Here is a 12300-nt window from a genome sequence, read left to right on the forward strand (position 1 = left end):
CTCCTATTTTTCAGTCTTTAGCTCAGGCTTTTCACCGCGTTCATAGACAGCGGTAGCGCGGCCCACAATCAGCGCATCGAGCTTGCCCACCTTGTTCATATCACGGTTCTTGTAGGGCAGCTTGTGCAGCACATAGCGCATGGCGTTCAGGCGCGCGCGCTTCTTGCAGTCACTCTTGACCACCGTCCAGGGTGCATCGGCCGTGTCGGTTTCAAAGAACATGGCTTCCTTGGCACGGGTGTAGTCGTCCCACTTGTCCAGCGATGCTTGGTCGATGGGCGAGAGCTTCCACTGCTTGAGCGGATGGCTTTCACGCTCCTTGAAGCGGCGGCGCTGCTCCTTGCGGCTGACGCTGAACCAAAACTTGATCAAGTGAACGCCGCTTTGCACCAGCATGCGCTCGAACTGCGGCACCTGCTGCATGAACTGCCGGTATTCCTCATCCGAGCAAAAGCCCATCACCCGCTCGACGCCCGCACGGTTGTACCAGCTGCGGTCAAACAGCACGATCTCACCCGCCGTGGGCAGGTGCTGCACATAGCGCTGGAAGTACCACTGACCGCGCTCGATGTCCGAAGGCTTTTCCAGCGCCACCACGCGTGCACCACGGGGGTTCAGATGCTCCATGAAGCGCTTGATGGTGCCGCCCTTGCCCGCAGCGTCGCGCCCTTCAAAGATGATGACCACGCGCTGGCCGGTTTCCTTGACCCAGGCCTGCAGCTTGAGCAGTTCCACCTGCAGCTGGAACTTGTCCTTTTCATAGACCGAGCGGCGCAGCAAATTGGCGTAGGGGTAGCCGCCATCCTTCCAGTCCTTGCTCAGTTCATCGTCAGGATTGACCTTGGCAGCAGGCTGCCCCGTGCCGCCCAGCTTGTTCAGCGCCTTGAGAATGGCTTTGCGGTCTTCAGGGTCGGAGCCATCGAGCAGCGCACGCAGGGCCTTGGCACGGACCTTGTCGTCGCCAGCACCATCGAGCACGCTCAACGCAGCCTCCACGCGGCGCTTTTGCGCAGCCTGCGTGGCTTTTTCGGTCACGAACTGCTCGACCGTCTGTGCAGCCTCTGCAGGCTGTGGGCGCGGTGCCGGTGTCTGCTCTACCTGTTCGGCCTGTGCGCGTTGCTTGCGGGATTTGCTGCTGGTGGGCTTATCAACCATGCGTAAAACTCCTTGTGGCATGCAAGTCTGCTTGCATGCCTGCCGTCAAAAAAATCTGGAAAATATTCAGACGATACCATCGTCCCAGGCCCTGCGCCACCCCAGTTTGGGCTGATGTGCGATGTTCCTCATCGCCTCTGTTCAGGGCACACTGTGGGCAGTGCTACTACTTCGTACTGTCATGACTGCGCATCCGCTCTACGCCACCTTGCTTGCCCTGCTCAGTGTCTGCAGCACAGCCGGTGCCCAGGTGCTGCGCTGCGAAGATGCCCAGGGCCGCGTGACCTACACCAACACCACCTGCCCGCACGACCAGCGCATGCAGGAAGTGGCGCCACCACTGAGTGCCGAGGAACAGGCCCGGCAGGACGCCCAGTACCAGCAAGCCCTCGAACGAAAGCGTGAGCAGCAACTGCTACGCGCCGAGCAGGAGGCTGCCCAGCGCAAAGCAGAGGCCGAGCGTGCCGCAGCTGCGGCCGCGAAGCGGCCACCACAGCCTATCATCGTGCAGGAACCACAAGCGCCACCTGCCAGCCCCGTGTATGTGCCGGTCCCCGTGCCTCAGCGCCCACCCATGCATCGCCCGGTTCCACCGCCACCCCCCGCACACAAACCCCATCCCGATGGTGCAGGCTACCACTGCAATGTATTTCGCTGCTGGGATGGCAAAGGCAATGTCTGGACCCGCCCCTGAGTTGCTGAATACTGAGCGGCTGAATACATGGCGGCTACGACCTCAGCCCCTGACTGACCGTGGGATAGCGCAGCCGCACCCGCAGCTCCTGCTTCATGCGTGCATTGCGCAGGCGGCGTGATTCGCTCATAAAGCTCAGCATCACCGGCGGCAGGCTGTGCTGTGCCTGCGCACGCGACACACGCGGCGGCCGCGGCAGCCCGTACAGGTCAGCAGCCAGATCAAAGTAGTCCCCCATGCGCAGCTCGGTGTCATCACTGGCGTGGTAGGTGCGCTGCGGCTTGCCGCGCCACAGTGCAGCGCAGCAGATGCGCGCCAGGTCGTCGGCATGGATGTGGTTGGTGAACACATCGTCTTCATGCTGCAGCACAGGCAAGCCTTTGAGCAGCCGCGTGCGCGGTGTGCCGCCTTCGCGGTCGGGTGCATAAATGCCCGGAATGCGCAGCACGCTCACCCGCGCACCGCTGCGCTGCCCCCAGGCACGCAGCTGCTGCTCGGCATCTACGCGGCGGCGGGCGCGGTCTGTGGCAGGCTGTACCGGGCGGCCTTCCTCTACCCATGCACCGTGGCAGTTGCCATACACACCGGTGGTGGAGCCATAGACCAGCGTCCGAGGCGCTCGCCCGCGCCCGAGCGCACGCACCAGGTTGCGCGTGCGGCTGTCCTGCACTCCCGCCCCCGGGGGCGGTGCCAGATGCACCACATGCTGCGCCACGCCACACAGGCGGCGCAGGCTGCGCACATCGTCCAGATTGCCCAGCAAGGGCGTAATGCCCAGCGCGCGCAGCTGCGGCAGTTTGTCCGCCGATGACGTCAGCGCCAGCACCCGTGGGCCATGGCTTTGGCTGCGGCCAGACTGGGCCTGCAGATCACGCGCCAGACGCTGGCCCACATCCCCGCAACCCACAATGAGTACGCGAGGACGGCGAAAACGCGCAGGCAAAGCGCGCCGAGGGAATTGGTTTGCAGGCAAAATTCAGGAATCCCAATTTCATGCACCGGGCCGCCGCAGCGGCCCATTGCCATTTGGGGGCCAAGCATTTCACGCTCCCCCTGCGGCAAGTGCAGACCAAGAAACTGCCAAGGATAGCCAGAATATGAACGCCTCCACCTTTCAGATCACCGTTGAGCCCAGTGGCCGCCAGTTTTCTGCCTCCGGCCAAGAAACCATTCTGGCGGCTGCCATTCACGCCGGTGTAGGCCTGCCCTATGGCTGCAAAGACGGTGCCTGCGGTTCCTGCAAATGCAAAAAGCTCAGCGGCGAAGTGACGCATGAGGCTTACTCCGAGAACGCACTCAGCGAGGCGGAACTGGCCGCTGGCCTGATCCTGACCTGCCGCGCCACCGCCACCAGCGACGTGGTGCTGGAGTCGCGCCAGGTGACTGGCGCCAACGCCTTCCCCATCAAGAAAATGCCTGTGCGCGTGAATGCGCTGGAAAAACTCTCGCACGACGTCATGCGCGTGCAGCTGCAGCTGCCTGCCCATACGGCTTTCCAGTTCCACGCTGGCCAGTATCTGGAGTTCATCCTGCGCGATGGTTCACGCCGCGCCTACTCCATGGCGACGCCCCCCCATGTGGCGGCGAACACCCCCGCCATTGAGCTGCACATTCGCCACATGCCCGGCGGCAAGTTCACCGACCATGTGTTCGGTGCCATGAAGGAAAAGGAAATCCTGCGTGCCGAAGGCCCGTTTGGCAGCTTCTTCCTGCGCGAAGACTCGGACAAGCCCATGGTCTTCCTGGCCTCAGGCACAGGCTTTGCCCCCATCAAGGCACTGCTGGAGCACATGCAGCACAAGGTCATGACCCGCCCCGTCAGCCTGTACTGGGGTGGCCGCCGCCCTGAAGACCTGTACATGGATGCCTGGCTCAAGGAGCTGAGCACTTCCATGCCCAACCTGAGCTATGTGCCCGTGATCTCTGACGCCCTGCCCGAAGACCATTGGAGCGGTCGCACCGGCTATGTGCACCAGGCCGTGCTCGACGACTTTGCTGATCTTTCCGGCCACGAGGTCTATGCCTGCGGCGCCCCTGTCGTGGTGGACGCCGCACGCAGCAGCTACACCAGCCAGCGCGGCCTGCCTGAGGAATGCTTCTTTGCCGATGCCTTCACCAGCGAAGCTGATAAGTAAGAACTCACACCCACCAGAAATCAACAAGGCCACAGTAGTGGCCTTTTTCATGTGCCCATGTAAAGCAGCCAGGAAACATTTGCTTTCATTCCCGCACGCACCACTGCAGTATTGCTTTGCGCTAGATCGCACAAAAATTGTGTAAATACACCAATCATCGAATGAGACCAGCATAGAAAGCAAAAATACATCAATAAAAATTCAAAACAAGGAAGGACTAAACGCCTGTGCGCAAGAATCCTGCACAATGTCCTACATGAATCGTCGAAACATCCTGCTGTCCTCCGTGGCGCTTGCCGCTGCCATGGTTTCTCCAATGGCACTGGCTGAACAGCCTATTCATCTGATCGTGCCTTATGCGCCCGGTGGTCCTCTGGATGTCACTGCACGCATGCTGGCTGAACGCGTGCGCCCTACGCTGGGCACCGTGATTGTGGAAAACAAGCCCGGCGCGGGCGGCAATATTGGTGTGGACGCCATTGCCAAGTCCAAGCCTGATGGCAAAACCATTGGTCTGGCTGCTGTCGCCACCAATGCCATCAACCCCTGGCTGTACAAGAAACTGCCTTTTGACCCTGCCAAGGACTTCGTCGGCATCACACAGATGGTGACCGTGCCTAACGTGCTGGTTGTCAATGCAGCCAAGGCACAAAAGCTTGGCATCAACTCCGTCGATGATCTGGTGGCCTACGCCAAAGCCAACCCAGGCAAGCTCAGCTACGGCAGCGGCGGCAACGGCAGTGCGGGCCATCTGGCGGGCGAGATGCTCAAGCAGGGTCTGGACATTGACGTCGTGCACATCCCCTACCGCGGTGCAAGCCCTGCACAGCTGGCCCTGCTCGCTGGTGAGGTAGACTTCAACATCGACAACCTGGCCGCTGCCTCTGCCAACATTCAGTCCGGCAAGCTCAAGGCGCTGGCTGTGACCACCGCCAATGAAAGCAAGCTGCTGCCCGGCATCCCTCCGCTGTCCAACACCCTCAAGGGTTTTGCCATCGACACCTGGTGGGGTCTGATTGCACCTGCTGGCACGCCTGCCGAGGTGATTGAAACCCTGAACAAGGCTTTCACCGAAGCCCTCAAGGACCCAGAAACCCAGAAGCGTTTTGCCTCGCTGATGGCAGAACCTGCGCCCAGCTCGGTCCAGCAGTTCAACGACTTCATGGCCGCAGAGCGCACCAAGTACGAGCCCATCGTCAAGGCCTCTGGCGCCAGCGTGGATTAATCCTCGCCCACACGCATGCACATTCAGGCACCTTCGGGTGCCTTTTTTGCGCCCCTGCTGCGCAAATATCACAGCAATACACCCCAGCACCTGAAAGCCATTACGCGAACAGCCCAGTAATAACCTGAGGCCAGACACACTTTTGCAGTCTGCGTTACAAAGTGCCACGACAAAAGCAACTGCCTGCGATGCAGTTTTTAACGACGTTAGGGAGGAGACGCCCATGCGAAAAATCCGTTATGGCTATCAGCTGCACATCCAGCTGTGTGCCACCAAACCTGCCGTGTGGCGACGCTTACTCGTCGCCGAAACCACCACTCTGGCACAGCTGCACCAGATCATCCAGGCCGCCATGGGCTGGGAAAACCGGCATCTGTACATGTTTGAAATTGCGGGACAGCGCTACGGCATCCCCGATGCAGACTGGCCCGATGACCCGACCATGGATGCGCACCGCTACACCATCGGCCAGCTGCTGAGGCACCAGGCACTGAGCATTCGCTACCTCTACGACTTTGGTGACGAATGGCTGCACCGCATCAAGATGGAAGCCTGTGTACCTCTGGGTGACAGCACACAGGCACATGAACACCCCCTCCCCCAATGCCTGGCCGGGCGCAATGCCTGCCCCCCCGAAGACTGCGGCGGCCCCATCGGTTTTACTGAACTGATTCAAGCCCCAGCAGACGACGATCCCCCCCCTCACGCCAGCACTTTCACCCCCAGACACTTTGACCTGCATGCCGCGCAGCAGCGCGTCAAGGCCTTGCAGCCAGAGCAGCCACGGCGATCATCTGCCAAGCCCCGCCCCGTATTGCTGGCAGCCTGAAAACTTCAAATAAATGAGCACTCAGCGCTTGATTTGCAAGATTTTTGCTTTTAAAACATAGCGATTTTCTTGAGAATCAAGCGCAAGATGCTCATTTATTGAGAGTATTCAAACCACGCCTCCGCAGCCATGTGCTGCTGGTTTTGATCGTTATCAGGTGTCAACGCAAAATCACCTTGATAGCTGTATGCAATTTCCAAATTTCACAAAAGTCTGAAGTTTCAAGCTCACAATATCGTCGACTGGACAGTTAGACCTATTCCAAGCTTGAAGCTGCCCGGCATTTCTTACTTCGCAAAGATTCATTCGGAAGGATTGCGCTATGAAAAAAACTCTGACGACTCTCGCTCTGTTGGCTGCCGGTGGCATTGCTGCTCCTGCAATGGCTGCTGACTGCGCTATCACCGTTGAAGGCAACGACCAGATGCAATTCAATGTGAAGAACATTGAAGTGCCCAAGTCCTGCAAGACCTACACCATCACGCTGAACCACGTCGGCAAGATGCCCAAGTCCTCCATGGGCCACAACATTGTGCTGACCGCTACCGCCGACGCTACTGCTGTTGCTGCTGACGGCATGAAGGCTGGCGCTGCTGCTGACTATGTGAAGGCAGGCGACACCCGCGTGCTGGCTCACACCAAGGTGATCGGTGGCGGTGAAAGCACTTCCGTGACCTTTGACGTGTCCAAACTCAAGGCTGGCACTGACTACACCTACTTCTGCTCCTTCCCCGGCCACTCCTTCATCATGAAGGGCAGCCTGAAGCTGGGCGCTTAAATCCTCCCCTGAAATGCCGCTGCATGCGGCTTTCACCCCTGAGCCCCGAGCCTTGCGCCGGGGCTTTTTTTGCGGGCCTGATCGCCATACCCTACGACTCTCAGGCATTTGCCAGAGCACGCAAAATGCACCTTTTTTGATAGCAAGAAACTCACAGCATCATGAGTCAGCAAAGCTTTGAAGTTGCATTTTTCACCATTGGTGAACTCGAAGGTCTGAGCGGTGACGAAGTCACCCGTACAGCCCATATCGACATCCCCGCTGAATGCCTGCAGGTGGCAGCCTCCTTGCAGTCGGCACGCCAGTGGCTCAACGAGCAGCACAGCGACATCGACATGGAATGTGCGGCCGAGCTGCCCCTGCGTGGCTACTTCTCGTTCAAGTCTGAACAGGGCAGCGAAGGCTTTAACGCAGAAAGCGCCCAGCTCGTAGCACTGGACGAAGGCTTTGTCGTGCGCGCCGCTCTGGACAACGGCGTGTGCGTGGAAAGCGATCTGCTGGCCCTGGCCATCTGATTGCCGCGCCTGAGGACGGGTCCTGAGCCGGTTCCTCCACATCAGCAAACAGCCCACATCACGTGGGCTTTTTTGATGGCCAGTCCCTCTGATACAGTCCATGCATCATGGACTGACAGAGGCGCTGGCCGTGATCTGGCCTGCCCGCCTCCAGCAACTTTTCCCCATGGGGCTGCCATGTATCACGGAGAACGTTTCAATGCCTGGACGCATCTGGTCGGCGTCCTGTTTGCGCTCACAGGTGCTACCTGGCTGATCGTCTATGCCAGCCTGTACACGGACGCGCAGGCCATCACCAGCGTCTGTATCTACGGCGCAGCCATGGTGCTGCTGTACGCCGTCTCCACCCTCTATCACAGCGTCCGCGGGCGGGCCAAGCGCATTCTGCAAAAGTGCGACCATCTGAGCATCTATCTGATGATTGCTGGCAGCTATACGCCGTTTTGCCTCATCAGCCTGCGCGCCCCCTGGGGCTGGAGCCTGTTTGGCGTGGTCTGGGGGCTGGCCCTCATCGGCATCGTGCAGGAGCTGTGGCAGCGCAGCGAAACACGGCTGCTGTCACTGGTGATTTACGCCGTCATGGGCTGGGCCGTGATCGTTGCCACTGGCCCGCTGATACAGGCGCTGGGCTCCACAGGCTTTGCCTGGCTGGCTGCAGGCGGCCTGTTCTACACAGCAGGCATTGGCTTTTTCGTGTTTGACCATGTGCGCCACTTTCACGGCATCTGGCACCTGTTCGTGATTGCAGGCAGCCTGATGCACTACATCGCCATCATTGGCTACGTGCTGCCTGCTGCTGCCGCTGCGGCCTGAACCTGCCCAGCAACTCCTGAAAAGCTGTATCGATTTGCGATACATTTTTTAACTTTTCAAGGAGTCAGCATTGTCCATTCGTACCCTCTCCATCCTCGCCCTGGCTACTTCTCTGGCCCTGGGAGGATGTGCCACCATGACCGAAACCCAGCGCAATGCCATGATTGGCACTGGCGTAGGTGCCATTGCAGGCGCAGGCCTGGCCAAGGCCACAGGCAACAGGCAACAAGGCTGGCAAGGGCGCGCTGATTGGTGCAGTGGTCGGCGGCGTGGGCACGTACATCTGGTCAGCCAATATGGAGCGCCAGCGCAAGGAGCTGGAAGCCGCCACACGCGGCACGGGCGTTACCGTCAGTCGCACGCCAGACAACCAGCTCAAGCTGGCCATTCCCACGGATGTGTCCTTTGACACCAACAGCGCCTACATCAAGAGCCAGTTCCGCCCCGTGCTCAACCAGTTTGCGGACAGCCTCAAGCGCTACCCCCAGACGCATGTCGTCATCATCGGCCACACGGACAGCACAGGTGGTGCCCGCATCAACGATCCGCTCTCCGTCAGGCGCGCCAATGCCACCCGCGACTACATCTTCAGCCGTGGCGTAGCAGGTCCACGCATCCAGACCGAAGGCCGTGGTGCACGTGAACCCATTGCCTCCAACGACAGTGCATGGGGCCGCTCCAAGAATCGTCGCGTGGAAATCTACGTGGCTGAGCAAGGGCGATAAGTCAGACGTGCATTCGCACCCGCAGCCTGCAGAAGGCTGACATGGTCATCCAAGACTTGCCGTAGCGCGTCTGCTCTGCCCACAATGCACGGTTGATTTACAGGAGAGGTTTTCCATGATCGTTCTCATTACAGGTGCATCCGCAGGTTTTGGTGCCGCCATGGCACGCAGCTTTGTCCAGTCTGGTCACCAGGTGATTGCCACGGCACGTCGCAAGAGCAAGCTGGATGCCTTGGCCGCAGAACTGGGTGAACGCCTGCTGCCCGTCGAACTGGACGTGACCGACCGTGCTGCCGTGCAGTCCCTGCCCGCACAGCTGCCTGCTGGTTTTGCGCAGGTGGACGTACTGGTCAACAACGCCGGGCTGGCCCTGGGCCTGGAGCCAGCCCATCAGGCCAATCTGGACGACTGGGACACCATGATCGACACCAACTGCAAGGGGCTGGTCTCCATGACCCGCGCCTTCCTGCCCGGCATGGTGCAGCGCCAGCGCGGTCATGTGATCAACCTGGGCTCCATCGCCGGCAACTGGCCCTATGCCGGTGGCAATGTCTACGGTGCCACCAAGGCCTTTGTGCAGCAGTTCAGCCGTAACCTGCGCGCCGATCTGCTGGGCACGCCTGTGCGCGTGACCAATGTGGAACCCGGCCTGTGCGGCGGCACCGAGTTCTCCAATGTGCGCTTTGCCGGTGACGATGAAAAGGCTGCCAAGGTCTACGAAGGCGTGCAGTACCTCACGCCCGAAGACATTGCCAGCACCGTGCTGTGGATTGCGCAGACGCCTTCGCACATGAACGTCAATGCCATCGAAATCATGCCTGTGCAGCAAAGCTTTGCGGGCCTGAGCGTGCACCGCGGCCCCTTCAAATCCTGAAAAAGCACACCTGCACGAGCTACGCCGCAGCACAGCACGCTGCGGTGCAGCCCCCATCTTGCGGGCTTATCTGCGTGCCCAGCGGCTGCCAAACTGGTTGACTGCCATGCCCAGCAGTACACCCAGCGTGCCTGCCCACTGCTGGGCATTGGGCAGCTCCCCCAGCAGTGCAATGGCCGCTATCAGCCCGACCACAGGCACCAGCAGTGACAGCGGTGCCACGGTGCTGGTCGGGTAGCGTTGCAGCAACCGCGTCCACAACCCATACCCCACCAGCGTAGACAGCAAGGCCAGATAGCCCACCGCCGCCCAGCCCTGCCAGTCCATGGCCTGCACCTGCGCCAGCATATGGGCAACGCCACCTTCCAGCCAGGCGGAAAGCAGCAACAACGGCACGATGGGGAAAAGGCTGGTCCACACCAGAAAAGGAATGGGCTCGTAACTGCCAAAGCTAGCGGCATGGCGCGTAATCAGATTGGCGCTCGCCCACATGGCTGCAGCACCCACGGTGCAGAGAAAGCCCATCAGCGTCATCTGCGCAGGGCCCTCACCATGCGCACTGCCGATCACAACCAACCCCGCCGTGGCGACACACAGCCCCGCCCACTGCCAGCTGCGCGGGCGCTCCCGCATCAGCACGGCCGCCAGCAGCAGGCTCACAAAGGCCTGGGTTTGCAGCACGACAGAGGCCATGCCTGCTGGCATGCCCAGCTGCATGCCCACAAACAGCAGACCAAATTGCCCCACGCCCTGCACCAGCCCATAGGCAGCCAGCCAGCGCCATGGCAGATTCTTTGGCGGGCGAATGAACAGCAGGAACGGCAATGATGCCGCCGCAAAGCGCAGAGCACACAGCAGCAGGGGCGAGACCTGCTGCAAGCCCCACTTCATGACCACAAAGTTCACGCCCCAGATCACGATCACGACCAGCGCCAAGATCCAGTCTGCCCCACTCAAACCCTTGCTGTTGTTATGCATGTTTTTGACCTCTAGCGCTTGCTGCACCTGCGCTGGCAGCTATCAATACTTCTGATGCCAGGCGCGTAAAAAAGGCATGCTGGGTGCAGCATGCCTTGGATTCATGACAACAGTCGCAGCGCTTTAGCTGCCTGCTACCTTCATGCGGTTGATCAGTACCGAACCGACGGTCTTGGCACCGTAGTTATACGCATCTGCGCCCACAGCCTCAATGCCCTGATACATGTCCTTGAGGTTGCCTGCGATGGTGATCTCCTGCACGGGGAAAGCAATCTCGCCGTTTTCCACCCAGAAGCCAGAGGCACCGCGCGAGTAGTCGCCGGTCACATAGTTCACGCCCTGGCCCATGAGTTCGATCACGAACAGGCCCGTGCCCAGCTTCTGGAGCATGGCCTTCAGATCGTCGCCACGGCGGGTCAGGCGGGAGGTCAGCGTCAGATTGTGCGAACCACCGGCATTACCCGTGGTCTTCATGCCCAGCTTGCGGGCCGAGTAGCTCGACAGGAAGTAACCCTCTACACGGCCATCCTCCACCACCATGCGGCGACGCACCTTCACGCCTTCGTCATCGAATGGCGAGCTGCCCTTGCCGCGCAGGATGAAGGGGTCTTCTTCGATATTGATGTGCTTGGGGAAGATCTGCCGGCCCAGCGAATCCAGCAGGAAGCTGCTCTTGCGATACAGCGTGCCGCCGCTCACCGCCTGCACAAAGCCGCCAAGCAGACCAGCCGCCAGTGGCGACTCGAACAGCACAGGGCATTCGGTCGTAGGAATCTTGCGGCTGCCCAGACGGCTCAGGGCGCGCTGGGCGGCATAGCGGCCAATTTCCTCGGGCGTAGCCAGCTCCACGGCATCGCGCATGGAGCTGTACCAGAAGTCGCGCTGCATCTCGCCGTTCTTGCCGGGCAGCGAAGCAATCGGCGCAACAGAAATGCTGTGGCGCGAGCTGGCGTAACCACCGCGAAAGCCCCGGGTGTGAGCACTGTAGAAATGGCTTTGCTGGGCCGAGACACTGGCGCCCTCGCTGTTGGTAATGCGCTTGTCGGTCGCCAGGGCAGCCGCTTCGCACTCAATGGCGATACGTGCAGCCTCTTCGCTGGTCACGGCCCATGGGTGGAACAGGTCCAGGTCCTTGTGCGTGTCTTCGGTGGCGATATCGTCCGCATCGGGCAGACCGGCTGTGGGGTCTTCCGCGGTAAAGCGTGCAATATCAAAGGCGGCCTGCACGGTCTGCTTGACGGCTGCTTCCGAAAAGTCAGACGTGCTGGCATTGCCACGGCGCTGGCCGATATAGACCGTCACGCCCAACGACTTGTCGCGGTTGCGTTCTACGGTTTCCAGCTCCCCCTTGCGCACGCTGACGCTCAGGCCGCAGCCTTCGGAAGCATCGGCACCGGCATCGGTGGCACCCAGCTTTTTAGCGTGTGCCAGGGCCTGGTCCACCAGACCTTCAAAAAACGAACGGCTGTAGCTGAAGCCGGAATCAGCCTGCGCTGCAGTGGTGCTTGTAGAGCGTGTACGGGGTTTGTTCATAGCGCCGGATATGATACCGAGCACTGCAGCCCCTATGCGCTGCCAC

The 12300-nt window shown here is 60.4% G+C and carries 12 protein-coding genes and 1 pseudogene; 9 read left to right on the forward strand and 4 right to left on the reverse strand.

Going from position 1 to position 12300, the window contains the following annotated elements:
• Nucleotides 1-3: 3 nt before the first annotated feature.
• Entirely contained in the window at nucleotides 4-1155 is a 1152-nt protein-coding gene (gene ppk2, locus F7P80_RS05130; RefSeq protein WP_077344790.1) for a polyphosphate kinase 2, read from the reverse strand.
• Nucleotides 1156-1336: 181 nt separating this feature from the next.
• Between ppk2 and F7P80_RS05135 the strand changes: the two genes are divergently transcribed.
• Nucleotides 1337-1849: a DUF4124 domain-containing protein gene (locus tag F7P80_RS05135; RefSeq protein WP_058879741.1), complete on the forward strand. Its 513-nt coding sequence runs from the start codon at nucleotides 1337-1339 to the stop codon at nucleotides 1847-1849.
• A gap of 34 nt (nucleotides 1850-1883) precedes the next feature.
• On the opposite strand, the gene F7P80_RS05140 is transcribed toward F7P80_RS05135, so the two are convergent.
• Nucleotides 1884-2822, reverse strand: a complete 939-nt coding sequence (locus F7P80_RS05140) for an SDR family oxidoreductase (RefSeq protein WP_151043199.1) — start codon at nucleotides 2820-2822, stop codon at nucleotides 1884-1886.
• Between the two features lie 124 nt (nucleotides 2823-2946).
• Between F7P80_RS05140 and F7P80_RS05145 the strand changes: the two genes are divergently transcribed.
• From F7P80_RS05145 to ydfG, 8 genes and pseudogenes are all read left to right on the forward strand, one after another.
• The gene (locus tag F7P80_RS05145) at nucleotides 2947-3984 is read left to right on the forward strand and encodes a CDP-6-deoxy-delta-3,4-glucoseen reductase (RefSeq protein WP_151043201.1); all 1038 of its coding nucleotides are present in this window, start codon (nucleotides 2947-2949) and stop codon (nucleotides 3982-3984) included.
• Nucleotides 3985-4240: 256 nt separating this feature from the next.
• Nucleotides 4241-5209 (forward strand): Bug family tripartite tricarboxylate transporter substrate binding protein, encoded by a 969-nt coding sequence (locus F7P80_RS05150; protein WP_054066499.1) that lies wholly within the window; start codon nucleotides 4241-4243, stop codon nucleotides 5207-5209.
• A gap of 223 nt (nucleotides 5210-5432) precedes the next feature.
• Nucleotides 5433-6038 carry a plasmid pRiA4b ORF-3 family protein gene (locus tag F7P80_RS05155; RefSeq protein WP_151043203.1) on the forward strand — a complete coding sequence of 202 codons (606 nt, stop codon included), beginning with the start codon at nucleotides 5433-5435 and terminating at the stop codon, nucleotides 6036-6038.
• A gap of 322 nt (nucleotides 6039-6360) precedes the next feature.
• Nucleotides 6361-6816: an azurin gene (azu, locus tag F7P80_RS05160; RefSeq protein ID WP_058879738.1), complete on the forward strand. Its 456-nt coding sequence runs from the start codon at nucleotides 6361-6363 to the stop codon at nucleotides 6814-6816.
• 161 nt (nucleotides 6817-6977) lie between these two features.
• Entirely contained in the window at nucleotides 6978-7331 is a 354-nt protein-coding gene (locus F7P80_RS05165) for a hypothetical protein (RefSeq protein ID WP_151043205.1), read from the forward strand.
• Between the two features lie 177 nt (nucleotides 7332-7508).
• Nucleotides 7509-8144 carry a PAQR family membrane homeostasis protein TrhA gene (trhA, locus tag F7P80_RS05170; protein ID WP_054066474.1) on the forward strand — a complete coding sequence of 212 codons (636 nt, stop codon included), beginning with the start codon at nucleotides 7509-7511 and terminating at the stop codon, nucleotides 8142-8144.
• Nucleotides 8145-8280: 136 nt separating this feature from the next.
• Nucleotides 8281-8869: pseudogene (locus tag F7P80_RS05175) on the forward strand (YiaD family glycine zipper/OmpA-like lipoprotein).
• 115 nt (nucleotides 8870-8984) lie between these two features.
• Nucleotides 8985-9743, forward strand: a complete 759-nt coding sequence (gene ydfG, locus F7P80_RS05180; protein ID WP_054066476.1) for a bifunctional NADP-dependent 3-hydroxy acid dehydrogenase/3-hydroxypropionate dehydrogenase YdfG — start codon at nucleotides 8985-8987, stop codon at nucleotides 9741-9743.
• A gap of 66 nt (nucleotides 9744-9809) precedes the next feature.
• On the opposite strand, the gene F7P80_RS05185 is transcribed toward ydfG, so the two are convergent.
• On the reverse strand, nucleotides 9810-10721 hold the full coding sequence (locus tag F7P80_RS05185; protein WP_151043207.1) for an EamA family transporter: 912 nt from the start codon (nucleotides 10719-10721) through the stop codon (nucleotides 9810-9812).
• A gap of 123 nt (nucleotides 10722-10844) precedes the next feature.
• Nucleotides 10845-12254: a metalloprotease PmbA gene (gene pmbA / locus F7P80_RS05190; protein WP_151043209.1), complete on the reverse strand. Its 1410-nt coding sequence runs from the start codon at nucleotides 12252-12254 to the stop codon at nucleotides 10845-10847.
• Nucleotides 12255-12300 lie beyond the last annotated feature (46 nt).

It is taken from the genome of Comamonas kerstersii (genome assembly GCF_008801935.1).
Lineage (GTDB): Bacteria > Pseudomonadota > Gammaproteobacteria > Burkholderiales > Burkholderiaceae_C > Comamonas > Comamonas kerstersii.